This window comes from Bradyrhizobium sp. BLXBL-01 (assembly GCF_051853025.1).
Classification (GTDB): domain Bacteria; phylum Pseudomonadota; class Alphaproteobacteria; order Rhizobiales; family Xanthobacteraceae; genus Bradyrhizobium.
This window is the reverse complement of sequence record NZ_CP182471.1, coordinates 3878660-3896612: the sequence shown is the minus strand read 5'-3', so window position 1 is coordinate 3896612 and position 17953 is coordinate 3878660. Positions and strand designations below refer to the sequence as shown.

The following is a 17953-nucleotide window of genomic DNA, read 5'->3' as shown; positions in this document are numbered from 1 at the left end:
CGACTCGGCATCGCAATGGTGGGGTCTCGCGCCGCCAGAGTCCACGCCGGAGCGGCCGCTTCGCCGCGTCGTCCCGCTTTTCCCCAACCGGGCCTGCCCCGGAGCTGCGGGGACAAAGCTGCGGGATGCTCAAAGCTGCGGGATGACCTGGGCCCAGATCGCGATCATCCCGACGAACAGCGTGATGGACGCCAGCGCAGCCGCCTCTTCCACGAAAATCCTGAACATGGTCTCGCTCCCTCGCTAGAACGTATGAAGAACATTGTTCTCATTTCGTTCTCAGGAGTCAAGCCTAACCCGAGATGTCGCAGCGCGATGGTTAACTCGCTGAATTCACGCAATAAAAAAGCCCCGGCCGAGGCCGGGGCTTTCGTCGGCCGCTCGCGTGGAGCGGGTCGGTTTTAGTAGCGACCCAACATCGGGCCGCCGAACTTGTAGTTCAGGCGGACGAGGCCCATGTCGACGTCCTGACGGATGCGCTCCGTACCGGCAAAGCCGGCGAAGGTGACGTCCTTGTCGGCCAGGAAGATGTGGTTGTACTCGACGCCAACCGACCAGTTCGGCGCAAAGCCGTACTCGAGGCCGGCACCGACAGTGCCGCCCCAACGGGTGTCGCTGGTCGACGCCAGCAGCGGACCACCGAGGCCGTAGATCTCGTACTTGTCGCTGACCACAGCCGCACCACCCTTCACGTAGAGCAGCACGTTGTTCCAGGCATAGCCGACCTGGCCAGTGATCAGACCGAACGCGTCGATCTTGGTGCGGTTGCGGGTGGCAAACAGCGCGCTGACGTTGTCGCCCGAGAAGTCAGCCCAGTTGCCCTGGCCTTCCAGGCCGAACACGAACTGTCCAGACTGCCAGCGATAGCCGACTTGGCCACCGACCGTGGCGCCGGTCGCGTCGTGCGAACCTTCACGACCGAGACCAACGAAGTCCCAGGTCGCGTGCGACGAACCACCGCCTCCGTTGATACCGATGTAGAAGCCGCTCCAGTCGTAAACAGCAGCGATCGCCGCCGGCGGCGCCTTGGTGTAGGGCCGTGCCGCGAGATCGGCAGCCAGCGCCGGCGCAGCCGCGCTGAGCGCGACAAGGCTGACAGCGGCGAGCAACAACTTCTTCTTCATTTGATTCCCGTTCCAGTTTCTTCAGAGGCCCCCGGGCCGTGGCGTGGTCATAACAGCGATCGACGGAATTGCTGTAACCGCGACGCCACAGTGCAATCCAAAGGACGCTGCTCATTAACGAATGTTAATCGCAGGTGCGCGAAACCCTTTGAAACAAGGGGTTTTCAGCAGTTCCAACGTCGAGAGACGAGATCAACTGCATGCGGGCGTAACATCGTCGCGCGCACATTCGCGTGATGGGAGAGTCGAAAATCGCGGTGGAGTTACTCATCCCATTGTCGCCATATTTTCGCTCGCATTCATCACATTCGCACTCGCACCAATCGCGAGTTCGCTCGTGCACGTTCGGCAAGGATCATTCCTTCTGTCTCACGGCGATGAATGGCCGAGACTGAGCAATTGCAGGTTCGAGATCCGGCGCGCTGCGCTCGCCGCGCCGCACTCCTGCTCGCCCTCACGGCATGCTCCCGCCAAGCGGAGCTGCGCGCGCGCAAACTTTTAATCCGCGCAATCCGATCTGCACCGCCGCCCGGGCCGCGCTGCGGCGAGCGGCGGATGATCGAGTTCGCCGCGGCGACGTGCGAACCGCGAGGCGCCGGAACGTCTCGCACACATTTGCCGGATGTCTGTCCGAAATGAATGCGCACGGCGCAGGCGGCCGCAAGTTGTGACCGCGCCAGTCATCGTATAGCGTCCGTCCAGCTGTCCTTCGCGCAGTCGATCCTGCCATGCTCGCCCGTATCCTGCTCCTCCTGGCCTCGCTCTTGCTCCCGGGCACTTTGCGTGCCGAAGCAGCGCCGACCGAGAAAGCCGGATTTGCCTCCAGGCTGACGATCTATCTCGCCAAGGGGCCACCCGATGCATGCGGCCCGGGCTGCGATCGCTGGATCGCCATCGAAGGCGAGATCGATCGGGAGGCTGCGCTGCGCATTCGCCGCTTCCTCGCCGCGGTCAAAGACCTGCAGCGTCCGATCTACCTGCATTCGCCCGGCGGCAACGTCGAGCAGTCCTATGCGATCGGGCGGTTGCTACGCAGCCGCAAGGCGATTGCCAGGGTCGGCCGGACGATCGCGACCGCCTGCGCTGCGGGCACGCAGGTGGACGCCGCGTGCCTGAAGCTCAAGAACGCAAACGGCGAGGTCGAGGCCGAGCTCACCACGTACCGTGCCATGTGCAACTCGGCCTGCGGATACGTGTTTCTCGGTGCGACGTCGCGCGAGGTCGCCCCCGATGCCGCAATGGCGGTGCATAATTCGAGGCTGGTGCTCGCCTTTGACGGACGGCCCGATCCGGCGGCCGTCGCGGAATACAGGCGCCGCCGGCTGTTGGCGGCCGATCGTGATCGCGCCGCGTTCATCGCAGCGATGGGAATTAGCCGCGATCTCGATTCGCTCATCCGGACGGTAAAGTTCGAAAGCCTGCACGTGCTGACGCGATCCGAGCTCTACGGTTTCGGCATCGACACGCGATCGCTTGCCGAAACGAACTGGACGCTGGAGAAAGAGGCCCGGCCGTTCGTCCGCAAGATCGCGACCGCAAAGAAGGAGAGCGCCGCCACGTTCCGAACGATGGAGCTGCGCCTGTCTTGCGAAAGCAGCAAGGGCGCGCCGCTGACGTTTGCGGCCGAGGTCGACGAAACGGCCGCCGGCAAGAGCACGATCCTGATCACGGCGGATGCCGCCAAGGACAAGGCGGCCGGAGGATCTCCGCTACGGACCGGCAAGTACGAGGTCTGGCGCGGCAATATCGACGCCGACATGGTCAAGGCAATAATGGCCTCCCGCTCCCTGCAGGTCCGCGAAACCACGCCGATAGCGGACGACAAGACGGACATCACGAGGTTCGAGCTCGACCTGGCGGGCCTGCCGTCACAGTGGGCCCGGCTCAAGGCATCCTGCGCGTTGCCGACGACGGGCCCGACAAGCTCCTGGCCGACGACGCCTGGGCAAGCGGCTCCCTGGCAGGCAGCTCCTTGGCCCGAGAGCCCGTGGACGCCTGCGCCTCAACCGGCCGTCAGCACAAACTCTCCGCGCGCTCTGGCGCCTTGAAAGGCCGTCGGCCATCGCCCCGGGGCGATTCAACTCGTAACATCATTCAACCTTCGTCGAGCAGGTAGCGGACCTTGGCGGCCAAGTCTTCGATCGCAAAGGGCTTGGACAGCAAATGCTTGCCGGCATCGAGCACGCCATTATGGACGATCGCGTTGCGCGTGTAGCCGGTCGTGAACAGCACTTTCAGGTCCGGGTATCGTCTTGACAGTTCGGCCGCGAGTTCGGCACCGGTCATATCTGGCATGACAACATCGGTGAACAGCAGATCTGGAATGAAACCGCTTTCGATTTTCCCGATCGCCTCCCTGGCGTTCGCGGCCTCGACAACGGTGTAGCCAAGCTCGCGCAGGCTTTCGGATGAGATGCTGCGGACCCGCTCGTCGTCCTCGACGACGAGGATGGTCTCGCTCTGCAGGCTTGCACCGGGATGTGGCACCCCTTGAGACGGCGTTGTGATAGTCTCCTCGCCCGCGAAGCGTGGAAGATAGATCTTCACGGTCGTGCCGACGTCCACCTCCGAATAGATTTTGACATGGCCGCCCGACTGCCGCACGAAGCCGTAGACCTGGCTGAGGCCAAGTCCAGTCCCCTTGCCCACGACCTTGGTCGTGAAGAACGGATCGAAGACCTTTCCCAGCACGTCCGCCGCAATGCCCGTGCCATTGTCCGTCACCGCAATGAGAACGTACTGCCCCGGCTGCAGCGCGTATTCACGGGCATATTTTCGATCTATCGAGGCATTGGCCGTTTCGATCGTCAGCCTGCCACCCTTCGGCATGGCATCGCGTGCATTGACTGCCAGATTGATGAGAGCGCTTTCGAGCTGGGCAGGGTCTGCCTTGACGCGCCATAGGTCAGCCGCCAGGACCGTCTCGAGACGGACGAGCTCGCCGAGCGAGCGCTCGAGCAGCTCACTCATCTCACCGACCATCCTGTTGATGTCCATGACCTCAGGCGCAAGAGGCTGCTGTCGCGAGAACGCCAACAATCTTTGCGTCAACGTCGCGGCACGGTTTGCACCATCCATGGCGCTCTCAAGGAAGCGGTCAATGTTGGGCTCTCCCTTGCCGAGCCGCCGTTTGGCGAGATTCAGGCTGCCGAGGATCACGGCCAGCATGTTGTTGAAGTCGTGGGCGATCCCTCCGGTCAATTGCCCGACGGCTTCCATCTTCTGCGATTGCCGCAATTGCTCCTCGGCTTTCATGCGCTCGGCGATCTCGTCGGAGACACGTTGCTCGAGTTCGGCATTGAGCGCTTCGAGCCTGGTCAGCAGCCGGGCGTTGTCGATTGCCGTCGCGGCGTGGCCGGCAATGCCGAGCAATGCGGCCTCATGCTCTTTGTGGAATCGACCGACCTCCGCATGACCGAAGAAAAGCCCACCGAGCACTTCGCCGCTTCGCGAGATCACCGGAACTGCCAGGTAGGACCGGACCGGAAGATGGCCCTCGGGCATGCCTTTCCCCGGCGCATTCTTGCCATAGCGCGGATCTTGCAGGATGTCGTCCGACCTCACCACGCCCGTGCCCTTGAAGGTCGGCTCGAACACGGCGGTGTTGCGTGGCATTGGGAAGTTTTCGAAAGCGGATCGCGGCACGCCGGACAGCGAATACAGCATGTAGCTGCCGCCGTCCGCGGCCACGACGTTATAAAAGAAGGCTCCGAACTGCGCGCCCGTCAGCTCGACGCCGGCATCCGTCACGATCTGGACGATCCTGTCGAGATCGCGTTCGCGGGCAACGGATGCTCCCGTGTCGTTGAGGATCCTCAGATGACGTTCGGTCTTCTTTTGCGCGGAGATATCCAGCACGGTCCCGATAAATCGGGTAGCCTGGCCATCGGAAAAGATCGTATGACCCGTTGCGGCGATCCAGCGCTCGAGGCCATCCTCGATGCCGACGGTCCGGTATTCGATGTTGTAACTTCTCGGAGAATGGGGCTGTAACGCGGCCGAGACGGCCTCATGGGTGCGCTGCTTATCGTCGGGATGGATGCCCTTCAGGAATGAGCCCTCATAGCTGACCTCGGCATCCGGTGAGAGACCGAACACCTCCTTGCAGCGGCTATCCCATCGAAGAATATCGTTGACCGGATCGTAGTCCCAGGTGCCGATTCCGGCAGCCTTGTTGGCGAGGACCAGCCGCTCGGCTGCTTCGCGCGCCGCCTGCTCCGATCGGACGCGCTCGATATGCGCCCATGATCGCTCCGTCACCTCGGTAAGCAAGGCAAGTTCGCGCGCCGTCCAAAGATGCGGCCCGCGATGATGAATGGCCATCAAGGCGGTAAGTCGCCCTTCCTTCACCAAGGGCATGCAGATCGTCGAACCTATCCCAATACGCTGGAAAGTGGCGGCTTCGTTGGGGGCGATCTCCTTCAGATTGTCGTTGATGATGAGGGGCCGGCCGGCGCCCAGCTCTCGCACCGCCTTTTCGCCGAAGTCGGCAAGGCTGTAGTGCCCCAATATGTGCGTCGCACCGGGGGCGGCCCAGTCCCCGCGGATGGTGAAGCCGTCCTGATCAGGATCCATGTCGGCATAGGCGCAGTTGGAGACGCCGAGATACTCACCGACCATTCTCGTCGTCACCGCCATGACGCCGTCCGCATCGCGCGTCTTGGCCGTTTCCTTGTTGAGAGCGTCCAGAAAGAGGAGCCGCGCTTCGTTCTCGCGCACCGCGCTCTCGGCACGGCGACGTTCGACGGCGGTGCGGGTGCGTTCGGCAACCTCGCGGATGAGCTCCAGCTCCGCGGGGCTCCATTCGCGCGGTGTGGCATTGTTGAGGTACAGCAGCGCAACAACCCCGTCGGGCTCGGAGATTGGCATGTTGACCAATGCGCGGGCCGAGATTGCCTCGAGAGCTCGGGCGCGGTCGCCGACGCGAGGGTCCTTTTCGGCATCGGCGCAGATGACCGTCTCCCCCCGTTTCAAGTCCTCGATATAACTGCCGTAGTCGCGAAATCGCAGCACGCCGGCCAGGCTCGAGATCCCAGGCGCATTCCAGTCGCGCGCGATGGTGATGGTCTCGGCTGAGGTATCGACGGTGCCGTAACCTGCCCGGCTGACATTGAGGCTGCGGCCCAGCAGCTCCGCCGCCGCATAGGCGAGATCGTCAGGGTTGCCGATCTCTCGAATAAGATCGCCGAGGGTGGCAAGGACGGCGTTGCGATCGGCCGAGCGTCTCCCGGTCGCTGTCGTCATCGGTCAACCCCGAACACGTCCCTCGCTCCACCTGCACACCGATGAAACAGTAACCGTAGGGGGAGCCTTAGGTTCCCGGCGCGGGGGCGGCTAGGCATCAAGACGCCTGCTGCCAAGGCGAGTGATGATCAAGTCGCTTCAACAACGACCGGCTTACACCGGCGTATAGATCACGAGCTTCAACGCGGGATCGTCGTTGGCCTGGAAGCTGGTGTGCTCGAAGTGCAGCACGCCCTTGGTCGGATGGTTCATGGTCTTGCGCCCCGAGATGGTGCTGCGGATGTCGTGTGCCTCCCACCATTCGACGAATTCCGGACTGCCCTCGCGCAGTCGCGTCAGCAGCTCCGTGAAGGCGGGATCGCCGGCCCAGACGTCGTGATTGGCGCGAAACATCGCCACCATGGCCTTGGCGACGTTCTCCCAACCGGCGCCGTAGGATTTTCGCGCCTGCTTGTTGGTCATCATCAGGAGCAGCGTGTTGCGATCCTGCTCCGGCAATCGCCCGAAGCCGAAGATCTCTTCGGCCGCATCGTTCCAGGCCAGCACGTCCCAGCGCCGGCCGGTGATGTAGGCCGGCTGGTGCAGGCTCTCGATCATCCGCCGAATGGGCGGTGGCACGATTTCGCGCGTGAACGGGCTTCTTGCGCGCTCGCGCGCCAGCGCCTTGAGGTGCGCGTGCTCGGCCTTGCTGAGACGGAGGGCCCGGGCCAGCGCATCCACGGTGGTGACGGACGGGCTCACCGTGCGGCCCTGTTCGAGGCGGATGTACCAGTCGACGCCGATGCCGGCGAGCTGCGCGACCTCCTCGCGGCGCAGCCCCGCGGTGCGACGCCGGCTACCCGCGGGCAGCCCGACCGTTTTCGGCGACAGCTTTTCGCGACGGGACCTCAGGAAGTCGCCGAATTCGACGCGGCGGGGGTCGGCCATGGACGTGCTCCGTGGGGAGGGACAAGGCAATACTAGGATAATACCAGGCCTTCTTGCCGCGCGACAGTCCTCGCATATTCCGTGCACCTCACAATGAGGTGCGAACGAAGGTCGACATCATGAAGGCTGCTGTACTCAAATCTTTCGGATCCCCGCTCGTCATCGAGGACGTCCCCGAACCCGTGCTCGGCACCGGCGAAGTGATCGTGGATGTCGTCGCCACCCGCGTGCTGTCCTATTCCAATGAAGTGTTCAGCGGTGAACGCAAGTACGCGTTGGACTTGCCCGTCATTCCCGGAGCCGGCGGGGTCGGCCGTGTGCGCGCGATCGGCCCGGACGCAACAAAATTGTCCGTGGGCGACTGGGTGCTCTGCGATCCGACAGTGCGCTCGCGCGACGACGCGATCGCTCCGGACATTCACCTGCAGGGTGTGAGCGCGCGCGGCGAAGGCGGCATGCAGCTACAGAAATATTTTCACCACGGCTCCTTCGCCGAGCGGATGAGGGTGCCGACGGAGAACGTGACGCGGCTCGGCGAACTCAGCGAAGCGGAGGCCGCGAGATGGAGCGTGCTCGGCACCATGCTCGTGCCCTATGGCGGCTTCCTTGCCGCAAGGCTGCAGCCCGGCGAGACCGTGCTCGTGAGCGGCGCGACCGGCAATTTCGGCAGCGCCGCCGTGGCCGTGGCGCTCGCAATGGGAGCGGCCTGGGTCGTGGCGCCGGGCCGCAACGAGAAGATGCTCGCCGAACTCGTGCGTCGCTATGGCGCGCGCGTCAGGCCGGTGAAGCTGACCGGCAACGAGAATGACGACCGTGAGCTGATGAAGCGCGCAGTGCCTGCCCCGATCGATTGCGCGTTCGATATCATGCCGCCCTCCGTCGCCACGACGGTGGTGCGCGCCGCGATCATGACGGTGCGGCCCAATGGCCGCGTCGTGCTGATGGGCGGCGTCAACATGCAGGGCGGTCCAGGCCTGGAGCTGCCCTACAACTGGATCATGCGCGAATGCATCACGATCCATGGCGTCTGGATGTATCCGCGCGATTCCGCGGCTCGCCTGATCGCGCTGGTGCGCGCGGGACTGCTCAAGCTGGAGGAGTACGAGACCACGGCCTTCGATCTCGACCACGCCAATGAAGCCGTGGCGCATGCCGCGGCCAATGGCGGGCCGTTCAAAATTACGGTGATCAGGCCCTGAGCCTGAGGCGGCGGGGGGAGCGCCGTCGTCGATTGATTTTGGAAGCCCCACCAAGCACTTGGCTACTGTGCATGGGGTTGTTTTCGAAGGTTCTTAGTCGAGTTCGACCACCTGGCCGTGCGACAGCGACACTCGCCGGTCCATGCGGCCGGCGAGTTCCATGTTGTGGGTCGCGATCAGCATCGACACGTGCGTCGCCTTGACCAGCTGCATCAGGGCCTGGAACACGTGCTCGGCGGTCCCAGGATCGAGATTGCCGGTCGGCTCGTCCGCAAACAGCACGCGCGGCGCATTGGCCACTGCACGGGCGATCGCAACACGCTGCTGCTCGCCGCCGGACAACTCGGCGGGGCGGTGGGTGATGCGGTCGCCGAGCCCGAGATAGCCGAGGATCTCCTTGGCGCGCTTGACGCTCTCGGACTTCTTCAGGCCGCGGATCATCTGCGGCAGCATGACGTTCTCGAGGGCCGAGAACTCCGGCAGCAGCCGGTGCGACTGATAGACGAAGCCGATATCGGTGCGGCGCAGCTGCGTGCGCTCGATGTCGGGCAGCTGCGAGGTCGGCGCGCCCGAGACATAGACCTCGCCGGAATCGGGTGCTTCCAGAAGGCCCGCGATGTGCAGCAGCGTCGACTTGCCCGAGCCCGACGGCGCCACCAGCGCGACCGATTGGCCAGCCCACAGCGCCAGCTTGGCGCCGTCGAGGATCGTCAGCGGCACCTCGCCCTGCAAGTACTGCCGCTTTATCTCGTGGAGATAAATGACCGGTACATCTTCCGCCCCCTGCTGTTGCTCCATCAGCCCCTCACTCGTACCGGAGCGCTTCGACGGGATCGAGGCGCGCGGCGCGCCACGACGGATAGAGCGTCGCCAGGAACGACAGCGTCAGCGCCATGATGACGACGGCCGTGGTCTCGCCGACGTCGATCTCGGCGGGCAGTTTTGACAGGAAGTAGAGCTCCGGCGAGAACAGCTCGGTCGAGGTCAGCCAGGACAGGAATTGCCGGATCGATTCGATGTTGAGGCAGATCACGAGGCCGACGCAGAAGCCGACCAGCGTGCCGACCACGCCGATCGAAGCGCCCGTGATCAGGAAGATCCGCATGATCGATCCCTGCGAGGCGCCCATGGTGCGCAGGATCGCGATGTCGCTGCCCTTGTCCTTCACCAGCATGATCAGGCCGGAGACGATGTTGAGCGCCGCGACCAGCACGATCATGGTCAGGATCAGGAACATCACGTTGCGCTCGACCTGGAGCGCATTGAAGAAGGTCGAGTTGCGCTGCCGCCAATCGACCAGGAAGATCGGCCGGCCCGCCGCCTCCGTCACCGCCTTGCGGAAGGCGTCGATCCTGTCGGGGTTGGTGGTGAACACCTCGATCGAGGTAACGTCGTTGCTGCGGTTGAAATAGGCCTGCGCTTCGGCGAGCGGCATGAACACGAAGCCGAGATCGTATTCGGACATGCCGATCTCGAACACCGCGACGATCTTGTACGGCTTGATCCGCGGCGTCGTGCCCATCGGCGTCACCGCGCCTTTCGGCGCCACCAGCGTGATGCTGTCACCGGCATGCAGCGAAAGCTGGTCGGCGAGGCGGCGGCCGATCGCGACCCCCTGCCCTTCGTCAAACCCTTCGAGCGAGCCCTGCTTGATGTTCTTGGCGATCGAGGTGAGGTTGTTGAGATCGTCGGAGCGGATGCCCCGCACGAGGACGCCGGAGGCGTTCCATGGCGATGACGCCAGCGCCTGACCGTCCACCACGGGCGCGGCAAGACGAATGCCCCCGACCTGGCTGACGCGCTCGGCGACGTCCTTCCAGTCGGTCAGCGGCGATTCCAGGGGCTGGACCAGGATGTGGCCGTTGAGGCCCAGGATCTTGTCGAGCAGCTCTTTGCGGAAGCCGTTCATCACGGCCATGACGATGATCAGCGTCGCGACGCCGAGCATGATGCCGAGAAAGGAGAACCCGGCAATGACCGAGATGAATCCTTCCTTGCGGCGCGCCCGCAAATAGCGCGCCGACAGCATCCACTCGAATGGCGCGAAAGGCGCGGTTTGCACGGTTTCGGTCATGGTCTCATCCATCGCTCGATAATCCCATGATTCGGGGTCAATTGTGGCCGGATTGGCGGCCGCGATATCGCGCGATGAACAATATTCAGCCGACCAGCCTTATCAGCCCACAAGTCTTGCGACCGCGTCGGCAGGCGACATGGTCTCGCGCGCGCCGTCGCTGCGCCGCTTGATCTCGACCTTGCCGTCGGCGAGCCCCTTCGGCCCGATCATGATCTGCCAGGGGATCCCGATCAGGTCGGCAGCGGCGAATTTGGCGCCGGCACGCTGGTCGGTGTCGTCGTAGAGCACGTCGACGCCCTTGGCGGTGAGCTCGGCATAGAGCTTCTCGCAGGCCGCATCGACCGCGGCATCGCCCTGCTTCAGGTTGAGGATCGACACGCGGAACGGCGCCACCGCCTCCGGCCATTTGATGCCGGCATCGTCATGGCAGGCTTCGATGATGGCACCAAGCAGGCGCGAGACGCCGACGCCGTACGAGCCGCCATGGATCGGCACGTCGACACCGTCAGGCCCCGCCACCAGCGCCTTCATCGGCTCGGAATATTTGGTGCCGAAATAGAAGATCTGGCCGACCTCGATGCCGCGGGTGTTCACCCGCTTGTCCCCGGGCACCTCCTGCTCGAAGCGCGCGGCGTCGTGGACGTCCTCGGTCGCTGCGTAGAGCGAGGTCCACTGCTTGATGATCGGCGTCAGGTCGCTCTCATAATCGACGTCCTCGCCCGGCACCGGCAGGTCCAGCACGTCGCGATTGATGAACACGCCGGATTCGCCGGTCTCGGCAAGCACGATGAATTCGTGGCTGAGATCGCCGCCGATCGGACCGGTCTCGGCGCGCATCGGGATTGCCTTCAGTCCCATCCGTGCGAAGGTGCGCAAGTACGCAACGAACATCTTGTTGTAGGCGACGCGCGCCGCGGCCTCGTTGAGATCGAACGAATAGGCGTCCTTCATCAGGAACTCGCGGCCGCGCATCACGCCGAAACGCGGACGCTGCTCGTCGCGGAATTTCCATTGGATATGATAGAGATTCAGCGGCAGGTTCTTGTAGGATTTCACATAGGCGCGGAAGATCTCGGTGATCATTTCCTCGTTGGTCGGCCCGTACAGCAGCTCGCGCTTGTGGCGGTCGGCGATGCGCAGCATCTCCGGACCATAGGCATCGTAGCGGCCGCTCTCGCGCCAGAGGTCGGCGAGCTGGAGCGTCGGCATCAAGACCTCGATCGCGCCGGAGCGGTTCTGCTCCTCGCGCACGATCTGCTCGATTTTCTTCAGCACGCGGAAGCCGAGCGGCAGCCAGGCATAGATGCCGGCCGCCTCCTGCCGGATCATGCCGGCGCGCAGCATGAGCCGATGCGAGACGATCTCCGCCTCTTTCGGATTTTCCTTCAGGATGGGCAGAAAGAACCGCGACAACCGCATGGTAATACTCTGGGAATCAGTGATCGCCTGCAGTGAAACCGGATTGGAAGCGAAAACACAAGGCCGGGAATGAGGAAAAGCCGCTAACGCGACGAAATTCCTGTCATTTTTCCGTTGCCTTCAGGTTTGACTCGAACAGCAGCATGTTCTGCAAAGCCGGCGAGCCTAGGGCGGCGGCACATCGAGTTCATCCGCGAGCGTGATCTTCTCGAAATCGCTCACGAGCGCCTCGATCCGGACGCGCCAGCGGCCGGCGAAGGGCAACTCGACCTTGCGCACATGCCAGTAGCCGTCCGGCCCGAGCGAGGCGCCCCGGTCCATCGGCTCGATCCCGCGCTCGGGCAGGCTGAGCGTCAACGTCACCTCTTTGGCTGCCAGGGGCGTCCCCTCGCCGGTCATGAGCTGGAGCACGAAATCGTCCTTGCCGACCTTTCCAGGAGACACCAGCACCTGGAACATCGCCTTGTCGCTGTGGATGTGGATTGCCAAAGGCGTCTCCGGAACAATCGTTCGCGGCGGCGGGGTGAAGCGCCAGCCGGCGACGACGGCGAAGATGGCGAGGGCGACAGCACATTCGAGAAGGATCGAGCGCTTGAGGATGGACCGGGCCCCGCGATCACGCGCGAGTGGCGGGGTGAAGCGGAAGCGGTTGAGCGCCGCAAGTGCGAGCAGCATGAGGACCAGCGCGAGCTTGATCGAGAGGATGAGCCCGTAGCGGGTCTCGACCAACGCCGACGCCTTTTCGAGCTGAACAATGGCAAGGGCAAGCCCCGTCAATGCCAGCACGCCGACGGCCGGCACGGCGATGGCCGAGAAGCGGTTCACGACGGCAAATGTTGCTGGCGTCGGCTTCGACAGTAAAGCCGCCAGCGGAGCAAGAGCGCCGATCCACAGCGCAACGCACAGGCCATGAAGAAACATCGCCGGGCGCATCATCATCTGAGGCGGCGCCGTTGCGGCGTGCCCGCTCATGGCGAGCGACAAGCCCACACCGACCACCGCCATCATCGCAAGAGCCCGCGAAGGCCATGCGCTGCGCAGCGCCAGCAGAGCGAACAGCATCGCGGCGGTGGCAAAAAGAAGCGCGCGGCCGGCACTGGTCGCGAACGCGACCTTCCAAGGCGCGGCCGTCGCGAGCGCCGCCGGCGGCAGGCCGAGGAGATCGAGACCAAGCGCACCGAGGGATACCACGGCGCTCGGAAGGCCGACCGCGAGCGCAACGCGCGGCACGGTCATGCCAGTCAACGTCCGTGATATCCAGCGCGCGAACCACACACCACCGACACCAACGAACAGTCCGAGGTAGAGGCCAACGCGCGCCAGCCAGATCAGCGCGCCCAACCCGTTGCCCGCACTCGCCGGCGGCTTCGTGTCCGACGGCGTGCCGACTGAAAACATCACTGATCCGACCACCGGATGGCCATCCTGCGAGATCACGCGATAGCTGACGACCGCGGTTCCCTCAGGTAGATCCGCCGGCATCGCCACGGAAATCGTCTCGCCCGACGCACTGACACGCGAATCGTCCCGCGCCCTGCCCGCCCCGTCGATCAGCCGGATCGCGCCCGGCGTCACCGGCTCGTTGAACCGCAGCTCCACCACCTTGGGCGCGGTCGCGAGCGTGCTGCCGCTCGCCGGCTCCACCGAGATCAGCGCCGCATGCGCGAGCGCACAGCTCGCAAAGCCCGCAGCGAAGAGCAGCGTCGCGAGCGCGGCGAGGAGGCGCATCAGGGTTTGGGCAGGAGCTTCACGCCAGGCGCCGGCGACTTGCCCTCATGAGAATGCCCTGCCCCCTCGGTTGGGATTTCGATCCAGCGGCTGACGCCGGTCTCGCATTCCTGAACCACGGGGAAGTACAAGGTCGTGTTGGCCTTGAGCTTGTCGGTGAGCACCGTGTGCATGATGAACTCGTCATAGTTCTTGTCCAGCAGCTTGCCGCCGGACCACGCCACCTCCTTGACGCCGGACGAGAGCTTATTGCCGTGATAGTCGTATTCCCCGGCATATTTGCCCTCGACGACATCGATGGTCCAGCCGGCCTTCGGCATCGGCTTCACCGCAATCACCCCTTCCGGAATCTGCACGCGGATCTTCACCGTCGGCGAGCCCGCGCAGCCATGCGGAACGGTGAAGACCGCCTTGTAGGATGCGCCGATGGTGGCCTGCTTGGTCTCCAGCGAGACATGCGCGCTTGCGGGCACGGCTGCCAACAGGCATGCAGCCGTCGTGGTGGCGTAAATCGAACCTATTCGCATTGGAGCCTCACTTGTTCATAGATGCATTGCGGCACCGGCCGCCTTTGCTGCAGATTCTGCTTCGCGAATAAGGTCCTGCCGCCGCTTCAAGACATCGCCCACCAGCGCAGGACCGGCACGCTCGGGTGATCCGGAATCGAACGGCGGCTTTGGATCGTACTCGATCACGAGCTGAATTCGTCGTGCAACCTCTTCGCCCGCCAACCGAGCGGCGATCGCGAGCGCAAAATCGATGCCGGCCGTCACGCCGCCACCCGTCACTCGGTTGCGATCCTCGACGACGCGATCGGTCCGCACCACCGCACCCATCTGCGCGAGCAGATCGCGAACATACCAGTGCGACGTGGCCTGATAGCCCCTCAGCAGCCCGGCGGCGCCAAGCAAGAGCGAACCGGTACAAACGCTAGTGACGAGGCGCGCCGATCCACCCTGCTGCTTGAGGAATTCGATAGTTTCACGGTCCTGCATCGCAGCGACCGTTCCCTTCAGACCTCCAGGCACGAACAACACATCGAACATCTGTGGGGCGCTCTGGAAGGTCGCCGTCGGCGTAACCGGCAAGCGGACGTCGGTTATGACCGGCTGCTCTGTTTTGGCTATCAGGTGGACGTCAGCCTGCATAATGCTGAACACGGTGAGCGGACCGGCCAAATCAAGCAGGATCATGTCCGAATGGATCAACAGGCCCACGCGCGGTCGTGTCGGCGACGCCGGCTGCGCAAGTGCAGGCGGCGCGACGAAGTTGAGTAAGGATACGGCGGCAAGCGTCGCGTTGAACTCTCTTCGATCCATGCTGTTGCTCCACCAGTTATGAGCAGATCATGCCCATCACTTCTTCATTCCCGAATGATCCGGCATTTTCTTCATGTCCATGTGACCCGAGTGCCCGCCATCGCCCGGGGCCTGCGCGCCGACGCCCTGGACGTCGAGGGCAACAGTGATCTTTCCGGCCTTCTCGAACTGAAGCGTCACCGGCACCTTGTCGCCCTGCTTGAACGGCCCCTTCAGCTCCTGAAGCATCAAATGATTGCCGCCGGGCGCGAGCTTCACGGTCTTGCCTGGATCGATCGCCAGTCCCTTGTCGAGCGCGCGCATCTTCATCACGCCGTTGTCCATCGCCATCTCGTGAATCTCGGCCTTGCCTGCGATGTCGGCGGACACGCTGACCAGCCTGTCGGCCGCGTTGCCCTTGTTTTCGATCGTCAGATAGCCGCCGGCGACCTTGGCGCCGCCCGGCGTTGCCCGGCTCCAGGCCTGCGAGATGACGAGATCGCCGGCCTTGACGTCCTCGGCTGCGAACGCCGCGCTGGTGCCGAGCAGCATGGCGACGGCGAGAATTGAAAGCTTGATCCTGTTCATTTGGTTCCCTCGGTTTTGATCTGATCGAGCACGGTCGGTCGTGGTGGTCGCGGCAGCCTCAGTGCGCTTACCATCGATACCTTATTCCGGTGTAGACCGCCCGGCCGGCTCCTGGCTCGAACAACGCTGACGTCGCGGTGGCGCGATCGATGATACTGGCGCTTGCAATGTAGGTCTTGCTGGTTAGGTTTCGACCCTCGATATAGGCGGAGAACGGCCCGCCATTGTCGAAGCCCGCTTTCAATCCGAGCAGTGCATACGGCTCCGTCGTCAACGTGTTCATACTGTCGACAAAATAGGCTTGCGGCACCCATTCGACGTTCGGACCGGCATAGAACCCGGTCGGATGCTTGTAGAGCAATTCGGCGCGCAAATAGTGACGCGGCGCACCGGGCAGCTGGTTGTTGCCGAACGTCGGGTCGCTATCGAAGCGAAAATCGTTATAAGTATAGGCAAGGTTGAGCCAAACTTTGTCGGGCGCTCCTCCTTTCACGAAGATGTCGCGGAAGATTGCTGCCCCTGCCCCAGCCTCCACGCCCTGATGGAAGGTTCGGTCGGCATTGGTCACGTTGCAATTGCCGAAGGCGCTGTAGAGGCACAGCAGCTCATCGCGGATATTGGCGCGATAGGCGGTCAACTCCCACGAATAGTCGGGCCGTCGCATGCGCGTCCCGATCTCGTAGGTGGTCGCAATCTGCGGACGGATACTGGTGAACGGAATCGTCGGAATGCCAGGACCGCGCGCGCTCTCGCCGAAGCTCGGCACTTCGGCGCTCCGCGAAACGTTGGCGAAGGCCTGCCACGTCGGGTCGATCTGCCACAGCAGACCCGACTTCGGCGACCAAAGATCAAAACGGGTTGCTCCCGACTGGTCGCCGTCGCTAAAAAACCGGTCCCGCCGACTGCGCGTCGCATGCAGAAATTGCGTGCCGGCAATCGCAGCGACGTTCGGCAGAAAGTAGAAGCTGTCCTCTACGTAAATCGAGGTGTTCTCCGAGCGATCGACCGACGACGACAGCAATGCCCCCTTCTGTCCGGCAATGTTAGCGAATTGCTGATTGTCGATGCTGCCATTCAACAGGTTGACGCCCGCGACAAGCCTGTTGCGGTAACCGCCGATAATGCGGTCGTCCGTAACTTTCGCGAAGCCGCCGTAATCCTTGTAGCGATAATCGAGCCACTGGAAGATCGGATGCATGAGGTGCCGGTCGACGCCGAAGGCACCGAACTCGAACCTGGTGTCGTCGAATCGGATCGTCGTTTTGTTTGCCAGCCTGACCGTGTCGATGTTGCGCTGCTGGTCCATGGCAACGTTCGCCGGAGCCGCGGCCTCCGGATTGGTCAAGGCAGACACCTTGGTGACGGTTCCTGGAATGCGTTGCCGCACCTCGTTGGCGTTGAGATAGAATCGCGTCTCGAAATCCGGCGAGAACTGGTAGCCGACATTGCCGCTCACGCGGTTGCCCGAGCCGAAGCTGTGATCGCGGAAGCCGTCCGTGACCTGCGTCGATGCGGTGACGAAACCATCCCATGGCCCGTTGGCGCCCCCTGCATTGGCCTGCAGTCGCCTGAAGCCGAAGGCTCCCACGTCGAGCGAGACGCCATTCGGAAATCGGTCGCGTCCCGATGCCGTCACGAAGTTGACGGCGCCTCCCAGCGAATTGGCTCCGAACTGCAGCGCATTCCCGCCCTTGTACACCTCGACGTATTTGTAGGCGGTCGGGTCGATCTCCTGGAAATCGCCGTAGCCGTCGGCCGTGTTGATCGGGATGCCGTCCATGTAAAGCTGCACGCCACGCAGATGGAAATTGCGCGACAGGCCGGATCCGCGAATCGAAAGCCGGGTATCGTCGCCCCATTTCGGCTGCGCAAACACGCCGGGCACGTAGTCCAGGATATCCTTGATCGTGTTGGCGGGAGTCGAATTCCGGTAGGCCTCCGCTGTGACCAGCGCTACGCCGCCCGGCGTCTGGTTGATCTCGCTCAGCGCCTGCTGGGCGGTGAGAACCGTCAGGGCACCGGGGCCGGGGCCCCCTTCGGAAGCTGCCGTCGGTTGTGCAGGCGCAGTTGCAGGCGCGCGGGCCCGCGTTGATCGCGCGGCAGCTCGCTGTGCGCGGGCTGGTGAGGCCCGTTTCTCCCGCGGCGCGTCGACCGTGACGGGAGGAAGCTCGCCTCGGTTTTCCTCCGCAATCGCATTGGACGGCACAACGAGGGCAGAAGCTGAGGCAAGCAGAATTCCTGGTGCGGAAAGCAGTCGAAAGAAGCCTGAACGAGGCATGCGGTCATTCCTGATGCCGGCAGAGAGCCGGTGCATTGCGATCCCGGCACGGCCGAAGCCGGCTCGGAGCT

The 17953-nt window shown here is 63.6% G+C and carries 13 protein-coding genes; 2 read left to right on the top strand and 11 right to left on the bottom strand.

The genetic code is table 11. The features are described from left to right. Positions 1-401: 401 nt before the first annotated feature. The gene (locus tag ACNJYA_RS18090) at positions 402-1124 is read right to left on the bottom strand and encodes an outer membrane protein (RefSeq protein ID WP_172783568.1); all 723 of its coding nucleotides are present in this window, start codon (positions 1122-1124) and stop codon (positions 402-404) included. A gap of 728 nt (positions 1125-1852) precedes the next feature. Between ACNJYA_RS18090 and ACNJYA_RS18085 the strand changes: the two genes are divergently transcribed. Next, positions 1853-3172, top strand: coding sequence for a hypothetical protein (locus ACNJYA_RS18085; RefSeq protein ID WP_246571232.1), 1320 nt, complete (start codon positions 1853-1855; stop codon positions 3170-3172). A gap of 46 nt (positions 3173-3218) precedes the next feature. Here ACNJYA_RS18085 and ACNJYA_RS18080 read toward each other — a convergent pair whose 3' ends face one another. Continuing rightward, complete coding sequence (locus ACNJYA_RS18080) at positions 3219-6368, bottom strand: GAF domain-containing protein (protein ID WP_439367219.1); 3150 nt, start codon at positions 6366-6368, stop codon at positions 3219-3221. 153 nt (positions 6369-6521) lie between these two features. Continuing rightward, a complete protein-coding gene (locus ACNJYA_RS18075) occupies positions 6522-7295 on the bottom strand; it encodes a helix-turn-helix transcriptional regulator (protein ID WP_439367217.1) in 774 nt (257 codons plus the stop codon). Between the two features lie 119 nt (positions 7296-7414). Here ACNJYA_RS18075 and ACNJYA_RS18070 point away from each other — a divergent pair, with 119 nt between their 5' ends. Next, complete coding sequence (locus tag ACNJYA_RS18070; protein WP_212257240.1) at positions 7415-8494, top strand: quinone oxidoreductase family protein; 1080 nt, start codon at positions 7415-7417, stop codon at positions 8492-8494. Positions 8495-8587: 93 nt separating this feature from the next. Here the strand turns inward: ACNJYA_RS18070 and ACNJYA_RS18065 are convergent, their stop codons facing one another. The 8 genes from ACNJYA_RS18065 to ACNJYA_RS18030 form a co-directional block, all read right to left on the bottom strand. Further along, the gene (locus tag ACNJYA_RS18065; RefSeq protein WP_212257241.1) at positions 8588-9292 is read right to left on the bottom strand and encodes an ABC transporter ATP-binding protein; all 705 of its coding nucleotides are present in this window, start codon (positions 9290-9292) and stop codon (positions 8588-8590) included. Between the two features lie 7 nt (positions 9293-9299). Next, a complete protein-coding gene (locus ACNJYA_RS18060) occupies positions 9300-10580 on the bottom strand; it encodes a lipoprotein-releasing ABC transporter permease subunit (protein ID WP_172783564.1) in 1281 nt (426 codons plus the stop codon). 90 nt (positions 10581-10670) lie between these two features. Next, positions 10671-11990 (bottom strand): proline--tRNA ligase, encoded by a 1320-nt coding sequence (gene proS, locus ACNJYA_RS18055; protein WP_172783563.1) that lies wholly within the window; start codon positions 11988-11990, stop codon positions 10671-10673. Positions 11991-12155: 165 nt separating this feature from the next. Next, entirely contained in the window at positions 12156-13718 is a 1563-nt protein-coding gene (locus tag ACNJYA_RS18050) for a copper resistance CopC/CopD family protein (RefSeq protein WP_212257242.1), read from the bottom strand. Next, positions 13718-14245, bottom strand: a complete 528-nt coding sequence (locus ACNJYA_RS18045) for a YcnI family copper-binding membrane protein (protein WP_212257243.1) — start codon at positions 14243-14245, stop codon at positions 13718-13720. The genes ACNJYA_RS18050 and ACNJYA_RS18045 overlap by 1 nt, the downstream gene beginning before the upstream one ends. Before the next feature lie 15 nt (positions 14246-14260). After that, positions 14261-15037: a DJ-1/PfpI family protein gene (locus ACNJYA_RS18040; RefSeq protein ID WP_212257244.1), complete on the bottom strand. Its 777-nt coding sequence runs from the start codon at positions 15035-15037 to the stop codon at positions 14261-14263. 36 nt (positions 15038-15073) lie between these two features. After that, positions 15074-15604, bottom strand: coding sequence for a copper chaperone PCu(A)C (locus ACNJYA_RS18035; protein ID WP_212257245.1), 531 nt, complete (start codon positions 15602-15604; stop codon positions 15074-15076). A 67-nt stretch (positions 15605-15671) separates the two neighbouring features. Continuing rightward, on the bottom strand, positions 15672-17882 hold the full coding sequence (locus ACNJYA_RS18030; protein WP_212257246.1) for a TonB-dependent receptor family protein: 2211 nt from the start codon (positions 17880-17882) through the stop codon (positions 15672-15674). Positions 17883-17953: the final 71 nt, after the last annotated feature.

Bases quoted from the DNA above. Each gene is read 5' to 3' on its own strand.
- ACNJYA_RS18090 (WP_172783568.1), bottom strand. From the start codon at position 1,124: ATGAAGAAGAAGTTGTTGCTCGCCGCTGTCAGCCTTGTCGCGCTCAGC.
- ACNJYA_RS18085 (WP_246571232.1), top strand. From the start codon at position 1,853: ATGCTCGCCCGTATCCTGCTCCTCCTGGCCTCGCTCTTGCTCCCGGGC.
- ACNJYA_RS18080 (WP_439367219.1), bottom strand. From the start codon at position 6,368: ATGACGACAGCGACCGGGAGACGCTCGGCCGATCGCAACGCCGTCCTT.
- ACNJYA_RS18075 (WP_439367217.1), bottom strand. From the start codon at position 7,295: ATGGCCGACCCCCGCCGCGTCGAATTCGGCGACTTCCTGAGGTCCCGT.
- ACNJYA_RS18070 (WP_212257240.1), top strand. From the start codon at position 7,415: ATGAAGGCTGCTGTACTCAAATCTTTCGGATCCCCGCTCGTCATCGAG.
- ACNJYA_RS18065 (WP_212257241.1), bottom strand. From the start codon at position 9,292: ATGGAGCAACAGCAGGGGGCGGAAGATGTACCGGTCATTTATCTCCAC.
- ACNJYA_RS18060 (WP_172783564.1), bottom strand. From the start codon at position 10,580: ATGGATGAGACCATGACCGAAACCGTGCAAACCGCGCCTTTCGCGCCA.
- proS (WP_172783563.1), bottom strand. From the start codon at position 11,990: ATGCGGTTGTCGCGGTTCTTTCTGCCCATCCTGAAGGAAAATCCGAAA.
- ACNJYA_RS18050 (WP_212257242.1), bottom strand. From the start codon at position 13,718: ATGCGCCTCCTCGCCGCGCTCGCGACGCTGCTCTTCGCTGCGGGCTTT.
- ACNJYA_RS18045 (WP_212257243.1), bottom strand. From the start codon at position 14,245: ATGCGAATAGGTTCGATTTACGCCACCACGACGGCTGCATGCCTGTTG.
- ACNJYA_RS18040 (WP_212257244.1), bottom strand. From the start codon at position 15,037: ATGGATCGAAGAGAGTTCAACGCGACGCTTGCCGCCGTATCCTTACTC.
- ACNJYA_RS18035 (WP_212257245.1), bottom strand. From the start codon at position 15,604: ATGAACAGGATCAAGCTTTCAATTCTCGCCGTCGCCATGCTGCTCGGC.
- ACNJYA_RS18030 (WP_212257246.1), bottom strand. From the start codon at position 17,882: ATGCCTCGTTCAGGCTTCTTTCGACTGCTTTCCGCACCAGGAATTCTG.